20 protein-coding genes and 2 pseudogenes are annotated in these 18,893 nt (G+C 69.1%); 10 read left to right on the plus strand and 12 right to left on the minus strand.

The genetic code is table 11. The features are described 5' to 3' along the window. Positions 1-376: hypothetical protein (locus IH26_RS61765; protein ID WP_030443474.1), on the plus strand; the 376-nt coding region annotated here is incomplete at its 5' end. 94 nt (positions 377-470) lie between these two features. Here IH26_RS61765 and IH26_RS0150510 read toward each other — a convergent pair. After that, positions 471-1,433: a hypothetical protein gene (locus tag IH26_RS0150510; protein WP_157437843.1), complete on the minus strand. Its 963-nt coding sequence runs from the start codon at positions 1,431-1,433 to the stop codon at positions 471-473. 674 nt (positions 1,434-2,107) lie between these two features. Between IH26_RS0150510 and IH26_RS0150515 the strand changes: the two genes are divergently transcribed. From IH26_RS0150515 to IH26_RS0150525, 3 genes are all read left to right on the plus strand, one after another. Further along, a complete protein-coding gene (locus IH26_RS0150515) occupies positions 2,108-2,473 on the plus strand; it encodes a VOC family protein (RefSeq protein ID WP_030443476.1) in 366 nt (121 codons plus the stop codon). Positions 2,474-2,827: 354 nt separating this feature from the next. Next, positions 2,828-3,223: an SRPBCC domain-containing protein gene (locus IH26_RS0150520; protein ID WP_030443477.1), complete on the plus strand. Its 396-nt coding sequence runs from the start codon at positions 2,828-2,830 to the stop codon at positions 3,221-3,223. A gap of 13 nt (positions 3,224-3,236) precedes the next feature. Next, positions 3,237-4,247: an RNA polymerase subunit sigma-70 gene (locus tag IH26_RS0150525; protein WP_030443478.1), complete on the plus strand. Its 1,011-nt coding sequence runs from the start codon at positions 3,237-3,239 to the stop codon at positions 4,245-4,247. A gap of 4 nt (positions 4,248-4,251) precedes the next feature. Here IH26_RS0150525 and IH26_RS63675 read toward each other — a convergent pair whose 3' ends face one another. Both IH26_RS63675 and IH26_RS63680 read right to left on the minus strand, forming a co-directional pair. After that, complete coding sequence (locus IH26_RS63675) at positions 4,252-4,896, minus strand: transposase (protein ID WP_245666054.1); 645 nt, start codon at positions 4,894-4,896, stop codon at positions 4,252-4,254. 95 nt (positions 4,897-4,991) lie between these two features. Next, positions 4,992-5,354, minus strand: a pseudogene (locus IH26_RS63680) (helix-turn-helix domain-containing protein); the annotation flags it as partial. 260 nt (positions 5,355-5,614) lie between these two features. Between IH26_RS63680 and IH26_RS57355 the strand changes: the two are divergent. After that, positions 5,615-6,784: pseudogene (locus tag IH26_RS57355) on the plus strand (IS256 family transposase); the annotation flags it as partial. A gap of 120 nt (positions 6,785-6,904) precedes the next feature. Here IH26_RS57355 and IH26_RS0150540 read toward each other — a convergent pair. From IH26_RS0150540 to IH26_RS0150550, 3 genes are read right to left on the minus strand one after another with little or no spacing between them, the layout of a single operon-like run. Continuing rightward, positions 6,905-7,312, minus strand: a complete 408-nt coding sequence (locus IH26_RS0150540) for an SRPBCC family protein (protein ID WP_051810008.1) — start codon at positions 7,310-7,312, stop codon at positions 6,905-6,907. Then, positions 7,309-7,665, minus strand: coding sequence for an ArsR/SmtB family transcription factor (locus IH26_RS0150545; protein WP_034218062.1), 357 nt, complete (start codon positions 7,663-7,665; stop codon positions 7,309-7,311). Before IH26_RS0150545 ends, IH26_RS0150540 begins: the two co-directional genes overlap by 4 nt. A 21-nt stretch (positions 7,666-7,686) precedes the next feature. Then, positions 7,687-8,181 (minus strand): SRPBCC family protein, encoded by a 495-nt coding sequence (locus IH26_RS0150550; protein ID WP_051810010.1) that lies wholly within the window; start codon positions 8,179-8,181, stop codon positions 7,687-7,689. A 417-nt stretch (positions 8,182-8,598) separates the two neighbouring features. Here IH26_RS0150550 and IH26_RS0150555 point away from each other — a divergent pair, with 417 nt between their 5' ends. The 5 genes from IH26_RS0150555 to IH26_RS0150575 all read left to right on the plus strand — a co-directional run bounded on the left by IH26_RS0150555 (position 8,599) and on the right by IH26_RS0150575 (position 13,006). Continuing rightward, complete coding sequence (locus tag IH26_RS0150555; RefSeq protein WP_030443482.1) at positions 8,599-9,000, plus strand: GntR family transcriptional regulator; 402 nt, start codon at positions 8,599-8,601, stop codon at positions 8,998-9,000. Between the two features lie 20 nt (positions 9,001-9,020). Beyond that, on the plus strand, positions 9,021-9,923 hold the full coding sequence (locus IH26_RS0150560; protein ID WP_245666055.1) for an ATP-binding cassette domain-containing protein: 903 nt from the start codon (positions 9,021-9,023) through the stop codon (positions 9,921-9,923). Further along, positions 9,920-10,933, plus strand: a complete 1,014-nt coding sequence (locus IH26_RS0150565) for an ABC transporter permease subunit (protein ID WP_030443484.1) — start codon at positions 9,920-9,922, stop codon at positions 10,931-10,933. The genes IH26_RS0150560 and IH26_RS0150565 overlap by 4 nt, the downstream gene beginning before the upstream one ends. A gap of 73 nt (positions 10,934-11,006) precedes the next feature. Further along, positions 11,007-12,557 (plus strand): alpha/beta fold hydrolase, encoded by a 1,551-nt coding sequence (locus IH26_RS56895; protein ID WP_084599843.1) that lies wholly within the window; start codon positions 11,007-11,009, stop codon positions 12,555-12,557. A 125-nt stretch (positions 12,558-12,682) separates the two neighbouring features. Further along, positions 12,683-13,006, plus strand: a complete 324-nt coding sequence (locus IH26_RS0150575; RefSeq protein WP_030443486.1) for a YciI family protein — start codon at positions 12,683-12,685, stop codon at positions 13,004-13,006. 383 nt (positions 13,007-13,389) lie between these two features. Here the strand turns inward: IH26_RS0150575 and IH26_RS0150580 are convergent, their stop codons facing one another. From IH26_RS0150580 to IH26_RS55050, 6 genes are all read right to left on the minus strand, one after another. Next, positions 13,390-14,025 (minus strand): response regulator, encoded by a 636-nt coding sequence (locus tag IH26_RS0150580; protein WP_030443487.1) that lies wholly within the window; start codon positions 14,023-14,025, stop codon positions 13,390-13,392. Beyond that, a complete protein-coding gene (locus IH26_RS0150585; protein WP_051810015.1) occupies positions 14,022-15,167 on the minus strand; it encodes a sensor histidine kinase in 1,146 nt (381 codons plus the stop codon). The genes IH26_RS0150580 and IH26_RS0150585 overlap by 4 nt, the downstream gene beginning before the upstream one ends. Before the next feature lie 38 nt (positions 15,168-15,205). Then, positions 15,206-15,367, minus strand: coding sequence for a hypothetical protein (locus IH26_RS0150590; protein ID WP_157437844.1), 162 nt, complete (start codon positions 15,365-15,367; stop codon positions 15,206-15,208). Positions 15,368-15,430: 63 nt separating this feature from the next. Then, positions 15,431-16,180, minus strand: a complete 750-nt coding sequence (locus tag IH26_RS0150595; RefSeq protein WP_157437845.1) for a hypothetical protein — start codon at positions 16,178-16,180, stop codon at positions 15,431-15,433. Between the two features lie 17 nt (positions 16,181-16,197). After that, positions 16,198-17,133, minus strand: coding sequence for an ABC transporter ATP-binding protein (locus IH26_RS0150600; protein WP_034218072.1), 936 nt, complete (start codon positions 17,131-17,133; stop codon positions 16,198-16,200). Between the two features lie 1,246 nt (positions 17,134-18,379). Next, positions 18,380-18,893: tyrosine-type recombinase/integrase (locus IH26_RS55050; protein WP_030443492.1), on the minus strand; the 514-nt coding region annotated here is incomplete at its 5' end.

Consider the following 18,893-nt stretch of genomic DNA (forward strand, 5'->3'; position numbering starts at 1 on the left):
GCGCTTTGAGTACGCGCTCGACGACCTCCGCGCCCTCGCATCACCGCGTCCGATCATCGCCGATGGCTGGGGACTTCGTCCTGAACTCGTCGCCCCGCTGATCTCGTCTCCGCGGCGCATGGTCGTCATGGTGCCCACCGAAGACTTCCGGCAGCACCAGGTCCGTCGCCTACGACGCGCTGACGCAACTCGGTTCAACGTCAGCGATCCCGAACTTGCTCAGCGCAATCGAATCGCACGTGACCGGCTGATCGCCGAGGACGCAGTCCGCAACGCCAGACGGCTGAACATCCGGGTCATCGAGGTCGACGGCTCCAGTAGCGCCCAAGCCATGGCTGATCTTGTAGCCAAGCATTTCGAGGAATTCTTGCAATAGAAGTCTCGGCGGCTCCCTGATCTGCCGCATTTCGCTCGCTACGATCCGTAATGGTCGCCTCGGCAACTCGGCTTGCGCAGGGCGATGGGCGGGCCTAGCGACTGTCGTGGAGGTGCCGGCCTTCCGGTAAACGGCGGTGAAGTCCTCGGACATCCGGGTGGTAGGCCCGCGCGGTGCCGGAACCCGGCACGGTGGATTCATTCCAAACGCGCCAGCACCAGCAACCGGTCCAACCGGCGGCGAGGCCGCCTGCTGAAAGACGGACGCCAATTGCCGAGGCCCTGTCATCTTGCCCTTTCTGAACGGGGTGCCGGTTATGGCCGACCGAACGCGGCGCGGAAGGCAACGGGGCGGAGTCGGGGTCGAGTGCCACGGCGTTGCGGACGGTGTCCATCGCCGCGATCAGCGGGTCGGCGTCGCGGGCCATCACCACCGTGTGTATCGCCAGGATCTCCGGATCGATCCGCGGCGTCGGCTCGGCATCGCCGATCGAGAAGCTGACCGTGTGGGTGATGCTCTCCCGGGGGACGTCGAACAGGCGGGCGAACGCGGCGTCGTGGTCGGCGAACCACGGCGGCGGCGGATCACCGTTCTCGAGGGCATCCAGGCCGGCCTCGGCCCAGTCGCGCGCGATCAGGCCGGATCGGGTACAGCAGTAGCGGGCGGCCCAGACGGCCATCCTTCGCTGGTCCGCTGGCTCAGCGTCGGCGACCAGGTCGATCAGATCCCGGTCGTACGGAACCAGACCGAGCGTTCGCGCCGAGACCTTGGGCTCCAGCAGCCGCGGATTCGATGGGATCCGGCCGCCCCATGTGCGTTTCAGGTCGGCCAGCCGCCACTGTTGCTCCTGATGTTCCTGGGCCTCGCGCTTGCGGCGCACGGCGTCCCGTTCCGGAGGCGGCGGTGGTGGCGGCGGGGCCACGATCTCAGCGAGCTCGGGGAAATCCCGGGGCAGGGCGGCGAACATCTCCGGCCACGAACCGCCCCCGGCCCCCTCGGCCCGGGCGAACGCCCAGCAGAGGTCGGCCGCCGGGCCGTACGACTCCCACTGCACCACCAGCCCTCGCGCGGTGTTGCTCCGCTGACCCTCGTCGTCGCGACGCCATGGCGGCAACACGGTGCGCAGGTACGGGTCCAGCTCCCGGACTCCCTGGCCGGACCTCACCCCGGCGACTACTACCAGACCTCCGTCGCCATAGGACTCGCGTCCCGTAGGCGAATCCCTCGTTCGTCCCTGTTGTACGTGTCGAGCGGAACGTAGGTGGCCAACCTATCTCCTTGAATGCCCTCACTGGGCATCGCCCTGTGCCCGAAAGGTTGCGCCGGCATGAGCGCGATACCAGCGCAGGGCACGGCACCGGTTCAGACGTCTTTCCGGTGGATGGCGGCTTGCATCGCTGGAGATTTGACTTCGGGCAATTCAGCTCTCATCGTATTCCGCGGGTCCCGCAGCACCCCGCGCCCGTACGCCTGGGCACGCCACCGCTTTCCTGGCATGCTCTGGTCCCCAAGATCCTTTTCGCACTTTTGGTAAGCCATCAGACCCAGGAACCTCCCTCCGAGTTCCTCCCAGCTGCGCTGGGGATACAACAGGGCGCCTTGAGGCGCACCGCTCATGCTGCGATCAGATCGCTACAGATCGTGAGAGGGTCATAAGTTCGCTTTACTGTAAAGAACAAGCTGCGCGATTCGGCTGTCCCGCGATCTGGTTGCCGCTGATAGATTTTGGGGATGCCGCGGATAGCTTCGATCGTCGTCCACTGCAGGGATCCGTACCGGTTGGCGCCGTTCTGGAGCGTGGCCACCGGGCTGCCGATGGTGGACGAAGACAAGGCGAAAGTCGACTCCCGCTCCTTGGCACCAGGTGAGGCCGTGTTGCTCCGTGACCCGACTGGCCGGACGCCCGAAGTATGGATCGCGCCGGTTGACGACACGTTGACTCCCCCGGGGCGGGTCCATCTGGACATCGCCTGCGAACCTGGCGATGAGGAGACCATCCTGAGCGCGGGCGCCACCGTGGTCCGCCGCATGCCGAAGTGGACGGTCCTAGCCGACCCAGAGGGCAACCAGTTCTGTGTCCTGTCGGCAGCCCACTGAAATTTCAGCAAGGCGGAATTTGTCAAGCTCGGTGAGGCCAGTGGGTGTTAAGCAGCGAGGATCAGCTGCTTGTTCTCGCTCGTGGCTGCCCAGCTGCTCGGAATAGATGGGGTTGCCGTCGCCAGTCTCCAGATATCCGTCGTCGATGGGACCGGTCGGTGAATGAAGAACAACCATGACCCATCTGGACGCGTCGGGCGGGCTGTCGGTGTACCGGTTGGTGCGCGTGGTGCCGCACCGACCAGAGTCGCGGATGGGGGACGGCGGGGCTGGTTGTTAGGTTTCCGGGCTGGGCGGTGTCTACCTGGTCGAGGCCTTCCGGCCGCAGCTAAGACGACTCGAGAGGACACTGTCATGACGATCCACCGCGATGTGCTGATCCCGGCTGAGCCGGCGCGGGTGTACCAGGTGCTCGCCGATGCGCAGGCGCTGTCCGCGCTGTGCGGCATGAGCGGCGTGCCGGCCGGTGAGGCGGGCGAGGCGTTCACCGCCTTCGACGGCCATGTGACCGGGCGGCAGATCGAGTTGGTACCGGGTGAGCGGATCGTGCAGGCGTGGAGATTTCCCGTGTGGGCTTCGGGCACGTACTCGATCGTGCGGTTCACGCTGGTACTCGAGGGTGAGGGCACCCGGCTGTCCATCGACCAGGATGGCGTGCCCGAGGACTGGCACGAGCACGTCTACACCAACTGGCCCACGTTCTACCTCGACCCGCTCGCGACACACTTCCGCACGGCTGTAGTCGGCTGAAATTGGTGCACTGGTGAGCACCGACGACGCATTGCTGGACCGGGCCCGCGCAGGCGACGAACCCGCCTTCGCGGATCTGGTCGCGCCGTACCGCCGCGAACTGCACGTGCACTGCTACCGCATGCTCGGCTCGTTCGAGGACGCCGACGACGCGGTACAGGAGACCCTGCTGGCGGCCTGGCGCGGTCTGGCCACCTTCCAGGCGCGGTCGTCGGTACGCACCTGGCTGTACCGCATCGCCACCAACACCTGCCTCAACCTGATCCGCGGCGCCAGCCGGAGGCCACCCATGGTCGATACTCTGCCACCCACCGCGCCACAACCAAGCGGTTCGGACACCGTCACCTGGCTGCAGCCGTACCCGGACAGCCTGCTCGACGCCCTGCCCGACGCGACCCCAGGCCCCGATGCCCAGGTTGAGCAGTACGAGGCCGTCTCGCTGGCGTTCGTCACCGCACTGCAGGTGCTGTCTCCCCGGGCGCGGGCGGTGCTGATCCTGCGCGACGTGCTCGGCTTCACCACCCGCGAGGTCGCCGCCACACTCGACACGAGCGAGGAAGCGGTGGCGATGACGCTCAGCCGGGCCCGCACCACCCTGCGCGCCGCGCCCGGTGCCCTGGCGCGCCGCGGCGGATCCGACCCGGCAAATGAAGCCGACGTAGTACGCCGCCTAGTCGCGGCGTTCACGTCGCGGGACGTGGATCGGGTGGTGAGCCTGCTCGCCGAGGACGTACGGATCGCGATGCCGCCGCTGCCCGCGGTGTGGCAGGGCCGCCAACGCGCCGCCCAGTTCATGTCCGGCGTGGTGTTCCACCTGGTACCGCAGGCGCGGTTCATCATCACCCGCGCCAACAGACAACCCGCCCTCGCGGTCTACACCCGAGACGACACCAACGGCGCCTGGCACGCCAACGGCCTGCTCGTCATCACCCTGCACGGGGACCGGGTCGCCGCGCTTACCCGCTTCGAGTCGCATACGCTGCGCCCCTTCGGCCTACCGCGCATCCTCCCCGTGCAGGACTAGTGGCTCAGCATGAAACCTTGGCCTGGTAATTTGCCTGCCAGTCCGGGCTTCTGATCTTGGAGTTGATGGCGAAGCCGCGTTTGGGGCGGGCGCGGGCGTTGCGCCAGCGGACGTATCGGGCGATGGCCTGGCCTTGCTCGTCGTGGCTGCGGTGATCGGTGCCGTTGAGCGCGTAGTAGCGCAAGGCCGCGAACTCGGCCTCGATCCAGTTCAGCCAGGACGCGTTGGTGGGGATGAACACCAACTCGACGTTGTTGCCGGCGCACCAGGTGAGGACTTCGGCACGCTTGTGCGGGGAGAAGTTGTCCAGGATCACGTACAGCCGCTGGCCGGGGTAGGTGCGCCGCAGCACCTTGAGCAGGTCCAGGAACTCGCCCCAGCGTTTGCGGTTCCGGATGCGGTAGAGCATCCGGCCGGTGGCCAGATCGAGTGCGGCGAGCATGTGCCGGACCCCGTGCGTGCGGGTGTAGGTGGCCCGCAGCCGCGCGGGCCGGCCGGCGGGTCGCCAGGCTTTGCCTTGCGGGGCATCAGGTTCAGCGGTCCGAACTCGTCGTAGCAGATCACCCGCCCGTCGGCGGGTGGATGGTCGTAGAGGTCGAGGACCCGGTTCATCTTGGTCACGAAGTCCGGGTCGGCCGACGGTTTCCATGTCGTGGTGGTTTGGAAGGTGACGTTCTCGGCGCGCAGGATCCGCCGGATCGCTTCCCGCCCGACGGAGGTGATCTTTTCCCGGGCCAGGTGGGCGGCAAGCTTGGCCAGGCTCCAGCAGGAGAATGGCAGTCCGAGAGCGTGGGGGTCGGTCTTGGCCAGGGCGACGACTTTCTGCCGAGTCGTCTTATCCGTGGCCGGTGGCCGGCCCCCGCTCCATTTTGGGTCCAGGGCATCGAACCCCCGCTCGTTGAACGCGTGGATCACGTCCCGGACGTAACCGTCGTCGACCTGCAGCAGGTCCACGATGTCGCTGACCGCCTGGCCTTGGCCGGACATCAGCACCACGATCGCCCGGCGCAGCCTGACCGGGTCTTTCGCCGTCCGCGTGATCCGTTGCAGTCTCTGCCCCTCGGTCATGGACAGGTCCCGGACGAACACTTCGGGATGACGTGCCATCACCACCTCCCGCCGGGTCAACGGCTAACAGCCAGGGACTGCAACCGGACAGAAGGGATGAAATTACCGGGTCAACGTTTCATGCGAAGCCACTAGCTGCAACATCGACGCAACAGCCCCTCGCAGAGGATCCAGTTCAACTTGGAGGAAGCGATGAGCACGCAAGGCTCGACAGCTGTCAAAATTGGACGCGCACATATCGACGCGTGGACCAGTCATGATTGGGACGCGCGCCAACGCGGGCCGGGAAGGGCACGCCCGTGCTTACCGTAGTCAACCCGGAAGAGCCCCACGCCAGCGACCGTGTCCGGGCCGGCCGTCTCGGGCGGCTCGTTGATCGATGAGATCGTGCGTGACGGCGCGCGGCGGATGCTGGCCGCCGCGTTGGAGGCCGAGGTCGCGCCTACATCGCCGCGCACGCCGCCGAACTCGACGAGAACGGCCGCCGCCTGGTGGTGCGCAACGGTCATGCCCGGCCGCGGCAGCTGCTCACCAGCGCCGGCGCGGTCGAGGTCGAGGCGCCGCGGGTCAACGACAAAGGCATCGACGAGACCGGTGAGCGGCGGCGGCGGTTCGCCTCGGCGAGCCTGCCCGCCTGGTGCCGCAAGTCACCGCAAATCAACGAGGTGCTGCCGCTGCTCTACCTGCACGCGCTCTCGTCGTCAGATTTCGTGCCCGCGTTGCAGCAGTTCTGGGTACCAGCTCCGGGCTGTCCGCGCCCGTGATCACCCGGCTCACCGTCCAGTGGCAGGACGAGGCCCGCGCCTTCGCCGGCCGGGACCTGTCCGGCGTCACTACGTCTACCTGTGGGCCGACGGGGTGCACCTGAACGTGCGCCTGGACGAGGCGAAACTGTGCCTGCCGGTCATGGTCGGTGTCCGCGTCGACGGCCGCAAAGAGTTGGTAGCGCTGGCGGAGGGCTACCGGGAGTCCACCGAGTCCTGGGCTGATCTGCTGCGTGACTGCAAACGCCGCGGCATGCGCGTCCCGATCCTGGCCGTCGGTGACGGTGCGCTCGGCTTCTGGAACGCGCTGCGTGAGGTGTTCCCGACCAGCCGGGAGCGGCGCTGCTGGTTTCACAGAATCGCCAATGTCCTCCGGGCCATGCCGAAGTCGGCGCATCCCGGCGCGAAACGTACCCTGGCCGAGATCTGGAACGCCGAGGACCGCGAGCACGCCCGCGCGCGGTGTCCGCGTTCAAGCTGGCCTACGGCGGCAAGTTCGGCAAAGCCGTCGCGAAGGTCGTCGATGACCTCGACGAACTCCTGGCGCTAAGATTTCCCGGCCGAGCACTGGGTGCATCTGCGCACGACCAACCCGAGTCGACCTTCGCCACCGTCCGGCACCGTACCAAGGTCACCAAAGGACCCGGCTCGAAGGCCGCCGGGCTCGCGATGGCGTTCAAACTGATCGAGGCCGCCCAGGCCCGGTGACGGGCGGTCAACGGGGGGATGCTCTCGCTCTCCGGGCCTTCCCTGGGTCAGCCGGACGCCCGTACTGCGTGAGGCTCTGGGGTCGGACGTCCACATGCTTGGCTGGACCGGGACACGTCAGTGATGAGTGACCGCGGCGGGGAGGGCGCCGATGAAGGTATCCCAGCCCTCCTGGTGTCCGGGCCGGTGTTCGGCGGGCAAGTCGTGGTGCGTCAGTGATACGACGGTGCCATCGTCGTCGGGGATGAGGAGGACTTCGACGGTGGTGCTGCCGGTGGGCATGGTTTCGTTTCCGGGGAGTCCCCAGGTGAACACGACGCGGGTCGGCGGCTCGACCGAGAGGTAGGTGCCGCGCGCTGGTGAGGTGCCGATGTCGACGGCGAACACGCCGCCGGGCCGTGGGTCGAGGTTGGCCTGGTCGCCGAGCCAGGTGACGATCAGTGCCGGGTCGGTGAAGTAGGGGAAGACGGCCTCGGGTGGTGCGGCGATTCGGGTGGTTGCGGTGACGGTCGGCGATGCGGTCACGGTTGTCTCGTTTCCTTGGTCTGGTGGGCGCGTTCGACTGCCGTTTTGAGGCGGGCGAGGGCGTCGGGCCAGAATTCGGCGAGCAGGCTGCGTACCGGGTCCAGCGCTTCGTGTCGCAGCGAGTAGAGGCGGCGGGTGCCGTCCCTGCGTTCGGCGAGCAGGCCCGCCTTTCTCAGTACGCTGATGTGCAGGCTGATCGCTTGCTGGGTGAGGGGGAACTGCGCGGCGATTTGCCCGGCGGCTAGCTCACGGTGCTGGACCAGGCGCAGGATCTGCCGGCGGTGCGGGTCGGCGAGCGCCTTGAGTACCGCGTCCGGTGTCGAGGCGCTGGCCGGCTGTTCGGACCTCGGCATGTGGGTCACGTCTCTCGTGGTTCAGTCCGCGGCCTGGCCCTGGTGCTCGCGCCACGCGGCTGCGCGTTCGTCGGTGGCCGAGCCGAACGGGTTGCCGCCGTCGCGGTCGACGTAGTCGACCAGGCTGGCCAGGTACTGGGTCCAGCCGGCCTGGCACACGTCGAAGCATTCCAACTGTTCGGTCAGCCCGTGGTGGGTGAAGTGCAGGATCGACCCGCCGTCTGCGGCCGGTGCGAGGTCGAACGTGATCGTGGTTCCGATCCAGTCCGGGAGGGGCTCGGAGACCGGCACGCTCCAGCAGACCCGGGTGGGCCGGTCGGCCTGCTCGACGCGCAGCCGCACCTCCTGCCCGCCGTAGACCTGGACGATCTCGCCGCCGGCTTCGGCCGACCCGGTGGTCGGGGCCCACCAGCGGGTGATCGCGTCGGCCGAGGTCAGTGCGTCGAACACAGCCGGGGGTGCCGAGGCGAAGGTCTTGGTCGCCTGGTAGCCGGTGGGGTTGGTTGTGGGGGTCATCGTGGTCCTCCTCCAAGTCGGACGGCCGCGCGCCGTCTGTACAAGTATTCTCTTGTACAAGAGATGCCTTGTCAATACTCGGCGATGGACGAGGCTGGAGACGATCTTGCGATCCTCCGCCTGGCCGTTGCCGACCGGCTCACCTTCCACAGCTACTCATCGAGACTGGCGAGCACGAGATTGCGCACCTTCATGTCTCGACAGGAGCCGAGAACCTGAGGACCGCACCGAACACCGCGCCGTCACATCCGTTTCGCCGATGGCCGTCGTGGGTCCGAGACCCACGTGGGGGCGGCGGTACGTGATGGCTCGCCGCGGCGGTGCGGTGGCTCGCGTCGTCTTCTCGCGGAACCTTGACGAAAGATCGAGGCCGTGCAACTCTCCTTATCTATCTTAGTAGTTAAGGAGATAAGCGAGTTGATCGAGTACCGGCTCGACCCGACATCCGGGGTGCCCACGTACCTGCAGATCGTGCGGCAGGTCGAGCACGCTCTGCGGCTGGGCCTGCTGCAGCCCGGCGACCAGCTGCCGAAGGTGAAAGACGTGGTGGCGGCGCTGGCCATCAACCCGAACACGGTGTTGAAGGCGTACCGCGACCTGGAGCGCAAAGGCATCGCCACGGGCCGTCCCGGGCAGGGCACGTTCGTCCAGGAGACGCTCAACGTGGTGCCGCTGGAGGGCGTCCGACTGCTGCGGCGTGGCCTTGACCGCTGGTTGGCGCAGGCCGCCGCCGCGGGCCTCGACGACGACGCGGTCCGCGCGCTGGTGGACGCCGCCCTGTACGACGCGGCCCGGCGCCGGGGTGTGACGGCGTCATGAACGTGATAGAGGCGCGCCGGTTGAGCAAACGGTACCGGCGGGGCGTGTGGGCGTTGCGCGAGGCGACCCTGGCCATTCCCGAGGGGCGGGTGGTGGCACTGGTGGGCCCCAACGGTGCGGGTAAGTCGACCCTCCTGACCATGGTGGTCGGTCTGGCGGTGCCGACCTCCGGGGAATTGGCGGTGCTCGGCGGCCTTGTGCCGGGGTCGGTGGAGGCGCTGGGCCGGGTCGCGTTCGTCGCGCAGGATCCGTCGCTGTACCCGAATCTCAGCGTGGCCGACACGCTGCGGCTGGCCGGCAACCTGAGCAGCCGGTGGGACGAGGCCGACGCGCGCGCCCGGCTGGCGGCTCTGGACATTCCGTTGCGCCGCAAGGTCGGTCAGCTGTCCGGCGGCCAGCAGGCGCAGGTGGCGCTCGCGGTGGCGTTGGCGCGGCGCCCCGGGCTGCTGATCCTGGATGAGCCGCTGGCGAGTCTCGACCCGCTCGCCCGGCACGAGTTCATGGCCACCGTGATGGCGGCCGTCGCCGAGGAGGGCCTGTCGGTGGTGTTCTCGTCGCACGTCTTGGCCGAGTTGGAACGCGCGTGCGACTACCTGGTCGTCCTGGCCCGGGGGGCGGTACAGGTGGCCGGTGATGTGGACGAACTGCTGAGCGAGCACAGCGTGCTCACCGGCCCCGCCGAGCAGGCCGACGCGGTCACCGCAGGGCTGTGCGTGGTCCGCGAACAGCGCACCGACCGGCAATCGACCGTCCTCGTACGAGACTACGACCCGGTCCGGGTACCCGCCGGCTGGCGGGCCGAGCGCACCAACCTCGAGGAACTCGTTCTGGCATATCTGCGCACGCCGAGCGTGAGCGCGCTGCCCGGCCCCGCGTCCGGCAACCGCACCATGGCGGCCCCGCTGAGGGCGGTGGACGCGTGACCATCGGCAGCATCGACGAAACGGCGGCCCGGCCGCGCCTGCCGCGGCTGCGGGGGCTGCCGTGGGTGACCTGGCGGCAACACCGCACCGCCCTGCTCGTGACCACCGGGCTGTTCACGGCGATCGCCGTCTTCCTCACCGTGCACGGACTGGCCATGCACGCCGGCTACCGGGCACTCGGGCTCGACAGCTGCGGCGACCTGCACGGACCAGCGTGCCAGGCACCGCTGGACGTCTTCGTCCACCGGTACGGCGCGTGGCCGGACCGGTTCGCCACGGCGCTGATGTTGCTGCCGGCGTTCCTCGGCACGTTCGTCGGCGCTCCCATCGTTGCTCGGGAACGCGACACCGGCACCTACCGTTTCGCCTGGACTCTGGGCCGGACCAGGCTGCAATGGCTGGCCGCCAAGCTCGCCCTGCCCGGCGCCGCCCTCACCGGGCTGGCCCTGGCGTGCGGTCTGCTGGCTTTCTGGTGGTACGCACCCTGGGTACCGCCACGCGGCCGCCTCGGCTCCGACATGTACCACGTCATGGGCACGGTCTTCGCCGCCCGGACACTGTTCTGCTTCACCCTTGCCGTCCTGCTCGGCACCCTGATCCGCCGCACCGTACCGGCGCTGGCCACCGCCACCGTCGCCTGCCTCGCGGCCATCGTGGCCCCGGCCACCTGGCTCGAACCGCTGATCCAGAAACCCCTGGACGCCAACATCGACACCGATTCCGGCACGGCCACCGGCATGACCGTCAACCAGTGGGTCGTCGACCCCGCCGGGCACCGGCTCACCAGCGCCCAGACCGACGACCTCGACGTGCAGGCCGGGCCGGACCTGGTCAGCAAGCACCAGACGTTCCACAGCTGGCTGACCCAGCACCACTACACCTCCTGGGTCTCCTACCAGCCCGACACCCGCTTCTGGCACTTCCAGGCCGTCGAAACCTCCGCCTACCTGGCCGCCGCCCTGCTGCTGGCCGCCACCGCGCTGTGGTGGATACGCCGGCCGATCCACTGACGATCCACCACCCGCGACAGTCCCCGGCCGCGTCCCGCACGGACCCGCCGCCCTCCGGCCTGAACGGAACCCCATGACAACAGCTCGTGGACGAGCCGCCACCACCGCACTCGCCGCAACCTGCCTACTCGCCATCGTGGGCGGCGCCGGGGCCGGCCACGCCACCGGTCGCACCACCACCGCCCTCGCCTGGCGGCCCTGCCCCGATGCCGGCGACAAGGAACCGGCACCGGCCGGCCTGCAATGCGCCACCGTGGCCGTGCCGGTCGACTGGACCCACCCCGGCACCGCAACCGTCGACCTGGCCATCGCCCGGGTTCCCGCCGCCGACCCGCACCAGCGCGTGGGTGTCCTGCTGGTCAACCCCGGCGGCCCCGGCGAGTCCGGCGTCGACGAGGTCCGCCAAGCCGACCAACTGCTACCCGGCCTGCGCAGCCGGTTCGACATCGTCGGCTTCGACCCCCGCGGCACCAACGCCAGCGCCGCGGTCAGTTGTACGCCGACCATCGAACGCCGGACCGCACCCACCAGCCAGCACCAACTCGACGCGTTCACCGCCACGTCCCGCACCGTCGACGACGCCTGCCTCGCCCGGGTCGGACCGCTGCTGGTCCACATGGACACCGCCAGCGTGGCACGCGACATGGACACCATCCGGCAAGCGCTCGGCGAGCAGCAGATCAGCTACCACGGCGTGTCCTACGGCACCGTCCTCGGCCAGCAGTACGCGCAGGCCTATCCCACCCGGGTGCGAGCGATGGTCCTCGACAGCGTGGTGGACCACACCGACCCATGGCCGGTACGCGTACGGGACCAGGTCGCCGCGCAGGAGGACACCTTCCACGCCTTCGCCGGCTGGTGCCGCACCAACCCGGCGTCCGCCCTGCGTGGCCACGACTGCGCACGCGTCTACGACGAACTCCTCGCGCACGCCGACAAGCATCCGATACCCGCACCGCACTCCCGCACCGGGAACACCGTCAACGGCGACGACATCGCGGTGTTCCTGTTCGCCGTGCTCCCCGGACAACAGCGGTGGCCGGACGTCACGCAAGCCCTCGCACAGGCACGGGCAGGAGACGCCTCCATCATCCGCACCGCCCTGGACAACGACGACGAACCCGACGCCGTGCCACCACCCACCATCACCCCCGTACGCCCACCCGCAGACACATCCGGCGACGACGCCCACCAGGCAGTGCTATGCGACGACTGGCCCATGACGCTCACCAGCTACACCGCGATCACCGCGTTCGAGACGCGGATGCAGGAACAGGCACCCCGCTACGAGACCCGCATAGGCGCACGACTCGAGTACGGCGCACCCACCACATCCAGCTTCACCCAATGCGCGGGCTGGCCGACCACGCCCAACCCGCCCACACCGATCACCGGAAACCGCCGGCCCGCCATCCTGTTCATCAACCACCGCTACGACCTGCACACCCCATACCCGGGCGCGGTACGCGTACACCACCAGTTCCCGCAAAGCAGAATGGTCACCTACGACGCCGTCGGGCACGTCGCCTACGGCACCAACGCCTGCGTCACCACCACGGCCGACACCTACCTCACCACCGGCCGACTGCCCCACACCGACCTCAGCTGCCGACCAGGAGCTTGACGGCTCCCAGCCGACTGAACGCGCCGCTGACTACGGCGCCAGACCCGTCCGTCAACGCTGGCGCCAGCCGTAGATCCAGATCACAGCATGCGGTGAACACATCGGTACTCGAAAGGACGATCAGAATGGCTAAGTTCATCTACCTCTACCGTGGCCCGGCCACCGCGATGTCCGACCTCACACCGGAGCAGGGAGCGCAGCGCAAGGCCGCATTCGGCGCCTGGATGGAGAAGGCCGGCGCGGCGCTCGTCGACGTCGGCAGCCCGTTCGGAGCGAGCGCGTCCGTCCGTGATGACGGCACCGAAACGACAGCCGGTGACCTGATCGGCTACACGATCGTCGAGGCAGACGATCTCGCCGCCGCGAAAGCACTCACCGGCGGCCTTCCCTTCCTGTCCGACAGCGACGGAAAATGCGCGGTGGAGATCTTCGAGCTACTGCAGATGTAGCAGCGACATCCGGCATGGCGGAGGGCTACCGGCCCAAGGGGTAACGGATATGCACCGGCGATCCCGGACATCAGAGGTCGCGAGCGCTCCGATGCGCTGCACCGGCCGACCTCCGCATCGACCTCACCCGCCACCCTCGATGTCCGATTCCAAAGGGGCACCGGTCGTAGGCGGTCAGCAATCGCCGAGCAGACCACCCCAAGGCGCCCGGTGACGACCGGGCGCCGCGGGGCGGCGCACGTACTCGCTCGTGCCCGGCGCAACTCGCCGTCGTCGGGGTGGGACGCCTCGCTGGATGTCGGCGCGAGTCGACGCGCGCGGTGACAGGCGCCGTCGCCTACAAGGCATAGTGCAGGCGTACCGGGCGTGCGCCCGTCGATGTGTCAGGCCAGGCCGATGTCGTGGGCGAGGAGGGCGGCTTGGGTACGGTCGCGCAGCCCGAGCTTGGTCAGTGTGCGCGAGACGTGGCTTTTGACGGTGCCTTCACCGATGTGCAGTTGGGCAGCTATTTCGCTGTTGGACAGGCCGGTGGCGAGCATGGTGAGAATCTCGCGTTCGCGGGCCGTGAGGGTGTCCAGCTCCGGTGGGGGCGGCTTGCGGGGTAGGCCGTCGCTGAGCTGGTCGATGAGGCGCCGGGTGACAGCGGGTGACAGCAACGCCTGACCGGCGGCGACGAGCCGGATGGCGTGGGCGATCTCTTCGGCGGGGGTGTCCTTGAGGAGGAAGCCGCTGGCGCCGGCACGTAAGGCGTCGAGGATGTACTGGTCGAGGGCGAAAGTGGTGAGCATGATGATGCGGTGGCCGGGCAGCCGCCGGGTCGCCTCGACACCATCGAGGCGGGGCATACGGATGTCCATGAGCGTGACGTCCGGCTGTAGCCGCTGTGCGGCGGCGACGGCGGCGACGCCGTCGGCGGCTTCACCGATGATGGTGACATCGTCGAATGGGGCGAGGACGGCCCGCAGGCCTTGCCGGATGAGGTCCTGGTCGTCGGCGAGCAGCACCCGGATCGGGGTCATGCCGCCTGCCGCAGGGGTAGTTCGACGTGGACTCGCCAGCCGCCGCCGGGCAGCGGTCCGGCCGAGAGTTGTCCGCCGAGCAGGCTCACCCGTTCCCGCATTCCGACCAGTCCGAGCCCGGCGCCGCGCGTGGTACCCGGCTGCGGGAACCCGCCGTCGTTGTCAATTTGCAGGTCGAGCCCGCTGGGCCGGCGGCCGATAGTGACGGTGGCCGGCACGCCGTCGGTGTGGCGGATGACGTTGGTCAGGGCTTCCTGGACGATGCGGTACGCGCACAGCGCGACGCCGTCGGGAACGTCCTGCAGGTCGGCATCCATGTGCAAGGTTACCGCAAGGCCAGCCGACCGGGCCTGCTCGACCAGCTCCGGCAGCTCCCCGAGGGTGGGCTGCGGCGCCCGGTCGGTGTCCACACCGGTATCGGCGAGCCGGAGCACACCGACCATGCGCCGCATCTCCTCCAGCGCTCGGCGCGACGCCGATTCGACGGCGTTCACCGGCGGCAACGCCGGCGCGTTCGCCGGCAGGGCCAGGCGGGCCGCCGCGGCTTGCAGGACAACCAGGGACAGGTGGTGCGCGACGATGTCGTGCAACTCGCGGGCGATCCGTAGCCGTTCGTGGGTGACCGCGGCCTCGGAGCGCAGCCGGCGTTCCCGCTCCGCGCGGACTCGCCGGTCCTGTGCCGCGATCCGCCGACCTCGCGCGGCATTGACGTACAGCCCCGTACTGACCGCGGCCAGACAAAATCCGAGTGCCGTGACCAACCCATCTGCCGAAACCGTACGACCGAGAACAGGACCGCCGGCCAACACCGTCGCGGCGACCGCCCCAGCGGCGGCGGCCTGCCGCCACCCGGCCGCGGCCACCGTCACCACAGCCACCAACAGGGCGGGCGCCGACAGCAGCGGGTGGCCCGACCACGCCTCGGCCAGCACCAGCACGGCCTGCGCGGTGAGCACCGCCAGGGGGTACCGCCGGCGCAGCGCCAGAACGCCGTAGCCGACAACCATGAACGCGAGCGCGTACGGGCGGCCGACCCACCGCGCGGCCGGACCGCCGACCACCAACATTCCGGCCAGCTGAGCGGTCAGCAGTGTGGCCGCCAGCGACGCGTCGGCCAGCCAGCGCCGCCCGGCGGCGGGCATGGAGGATTCGCCGCGCGGTAAGGCTGTGACCGTGTCGCTCACCGACGATTCCCGCCGATCCGGCGACCGGAACGGCCCACCGCAACGCCGGCGCCCGCCGCGACGAGTCCGACCACCACCATTGCCACCTTCGCCGGCAGGTGCCGGGTGCCGACCATCAAGCCGGCGGTACCAGCCAGCGCAGTCACCAGTCCCAGCACCGCTACCACGTACCACACTCGGGCTCTGTGCATCATCGCCTCCAACATCGGATTCGGGCGGATTCAGGCATCGCGGGTGGCGGTACGCCACGCGCCCAACGCCAGGGACAGCACCGTCCAGGCGACCAGAACCGCCACGGCCGTGCCGACGGACATCGCAACCGGGTACGGCGCCCCGCTGAACGGTTCCAGCCGGGCCACGGCCGCACCGGACGCCCATTGCCGCACCGAACCCAGCACCGTCATGTTGTGCAGCAGCGGCGTCACCACCGCCTCGTAACCGAGCAGGACTCCGATCGTGATGCTGCGCGAGCCGGTCAGCGCGGCGAACCCCGTCGCCAGCGCCAAATCCACCACGGCGCCGGCCACGAGCCAACCGGTGTAATGCGCTATCAGGCCCACCGACGGCGCCGGAAGACCACCGGCGAACACCCGCGCGCCCACCCCCGCCAGCACACCAGCGGTCACCACCGCCGGCAACAGCACGATCAACGCCCCGGGCACCCGAACCGCGAACAGCACCAACCGGGACCGCCCGGTAGCCACCAAGTCCCGGAACACCCCCGAAGACACGTCCGCCGTCGCCACGGTGGCACCTATCAGGATCGCCAGCAACGACACAACCAGCCCGAAGTTGTCCACCAGGTGGTACATGCTCCGCGTCCCGCCAGCCGGCTGATGGTGCCGTGCGTCGATCGCGTGCTGAACGGCGAACAGGCCGTAATAGCAGCACACCACCCCCACCGTCAGCACCACCATCCAGGCCATCAGACCGCGCCGCCGCACCAGCCGCAGCACCTCCGCCGCCACCATCGCCGCCAGGTCAGCCATCACCGCTCGGCCCCGCTGCGTCCGGTCAGCTCCAGGAACGCGCGCTCCAGGGAAGCCGGCGCCGCCTCCAACCGGTGCACCGCGATGCCGGCCACCGCCAACTCCCGGGCCAGCAGCGCCGTGGCCTGACCGATGTCGAACACCCGCACCCGCAGCACCCCATCGCGGACCTCGTCCACGGCGCGTACCAGCGGCAACCCGGCCAATACCCCGGCCGCCGCCCGTGAATCGGCGACCTCGATCATGAGCGCGTCCGCACCCACCAGTTCCTCCGTCGCGCCCTGCGCGACCACCCGCCCCGCGTCAACCACCGCGATCCGGTCACACACCCGCTGCACCTCGTCCAGCAGATGCGAGGACAGGAACACGGTGCGCCCCTCGTCGGCGAACGACCGGATCAGCACCCGCATCTCCCGGATACCGGCCGGATCCAACCCGTTGACCGGCTCGTCGAGGATCAACAACGCAGGATCCGACAGCAGACACCGGGCGATCCCAAGCCGCTGGCGCATCCCCAGCGAGTACCGGCCCACCCGATCGTCGGCCCGGTCGCCCAGGCCCACCCGCTCCAGCGCCCCGCCGATCCGCTCGCCGGCCCCGCCACCCCGAGCCGCCGCCGCAATCCGCAGATTCTCCCGCCCGGTCAGATACCGGTGGAACCCCGGCTCCTCCACCACCGCACCGACTCGAGCCAGCGCCCGCGTACGCCGCTGCGGCACGGGCAGCCCCAGCAGCCAAGCATGGCCATCGCTCGCCCTGGTCAGCCCCAGCAACATCCGGATCAACGTCGTCTTCCCCGCACCGTTCGGTCCCAGAAACCCGAACACCGTCCCCGCCGGCACCTCAAGATCCACCCCGGCTACCGCCACCCGCGCCCCGAAACACTTGCGCAGCGCCCGCGCCCGGATCGCCAGATCATCACCCGATACCACCATCGACTCCTCCCGACAGCGCTCCCTGCCTACGGGCCAAACGGTATGGATCCGGAAGATCGAGGTCATCCCCCCGAAGTCAGGAACCCGGCTCAACCTTCGATAGAACACACGACTACGGCACCGGCGGACACGGCCGAACCCCGAGTCAGGCACGGGAACTCGGCCGCCCCCGGCGAGATCGCCCTCGCGGTACTGCTGATCATCGGGTTCGGCCTGCACAACGCCACCGAGGGATTCGGGCTCGTGGCGCCGCTCGCGGCGGCCCGCGACCGCCCGTCCTGGGTTACCTCGCCGTGCTCGGCCTGGTCGGCAGCGGACCCACGTTTGTCGGGACCTGGTCGGGCAGCGGTTCACCAGCGACCTCATCTCGATCGCGTTTCTCGCCCTGGCCGCCGGGCCGATCCTGTAAGTGGTGATCGAACTATTCGCGGTCGTCCGCCGGATGGCGGTCAAGGAGATCACCATCTGTGGGATGCTCGTCGGCCTGCTGCTGGGCTTCGCCATCGTCACCGCCGGCGGCGCCTGACCCGATGGCCCGACCCGATGGCCCGACCCGTCGGAGGCGCCCGACACCCGCGGCCGGCGCACGGCACGGCTCGCCGCCCGAGCGCGGGCGGCGCGAGACGGCGTCGCGAAAGGCGTCGTGCTCATATAAGGAGCCCCGCTATACGCCGGCCAACTGTGCGGCACCCTGCTGCGACGGCCCGCCAGATTCGTCGTCACCCCGAAAGGGACCAGCAGCAGCAACGACGGCCTGCGTACCTTCCGCAACCCACCTCGGCTGGCTCGGCCCTGCGACCGACCGCAAGGGCGCTACGTCTTGTACATGTGGCCCGTGCTCCTCAGAACGAAGCCCGGTGATCGCACGGTGGTCGTGGCGATTGCAGCCACCCCTCCCGGGCCCAACGGTGGCCAAAACGGTCCGTCGGGCGCCCCGCCGCGGGCGATCATGGGTGATCGTGTGGTGCTCGGATGGTGCTCGGATGTTCGAGGCCGTCACCGGACTACGGAAACTGTTCCAGCACAACGTGGGCAACAACGGGCGCTCCCGACCCGACCCGATCGAGTGAACCGCCCGGACTAGGGAGAACGTAGCGGTCATTGGGCGGACTAAGGAGTACAGTTGCGTCCCGTGGCGGACGTTGCTGAGTGCCCACTAGGCATCTGACTACGGATCAGAAGGTTAGGGGTTCGAGTCCCTTCGGGCGCGCAAGATCATCATGGGTCTGAGCTGCGGTGACGCGGTTCAGACCTTTCTGCTGTCCGTCGTGTTCGGACGGTGGGTGCCACGTGGGTGCGACGTGGGTGCCACCGCCGGTACGGCGTTTCCGCGGGTTGACGGCTTCGTGACCTGCGGTTTTGCGGCGGGCTTGCGGTTGGCCGGGGCCGGAGCACCTGTTTTCGGTTTCGCCGGGGCGGGTGCCGCTGTTATCGGGCCGCGGTCCGGGCGGTTCTTGCGGGCCTTCGTCTTGATCTTCTTGCGGGTGCGGCGGGCCGCGTTCAGCACCAGTTGGGCGGTGGCGTCGGCGCATCGGCGTTGGATCTGGGGCAGGACGCTGGTGTAGGTGTCGGCGGTGACCACGATGCTGGAGTGCCCGAGCAGGTCCTGCAGCGTCTTGAGGTCCGCGCCGGCCTCGTGGGCGAGGGACGCGGCGCCGTGCCGCAGGTCATGCAGCCGGACCGGGGGCAGCCCGGCCCTGCGGCTGAGGAGCCGGAAGCGGGTGGTGGCGTAGTTCGGGTTGATCGGCAGCCCGTCGGAT

Origin of the sequence: Actinoplanes subtropicus (assembly GCF_000721705.1) — a bacterium.
Taxonomy (GTDB): Bacteria; Actinomycetota; Actinomycetes; order Mycobacteriales; family Micromonosporaceae; genus Actinoplanes; species Actinoplanes subtropicus.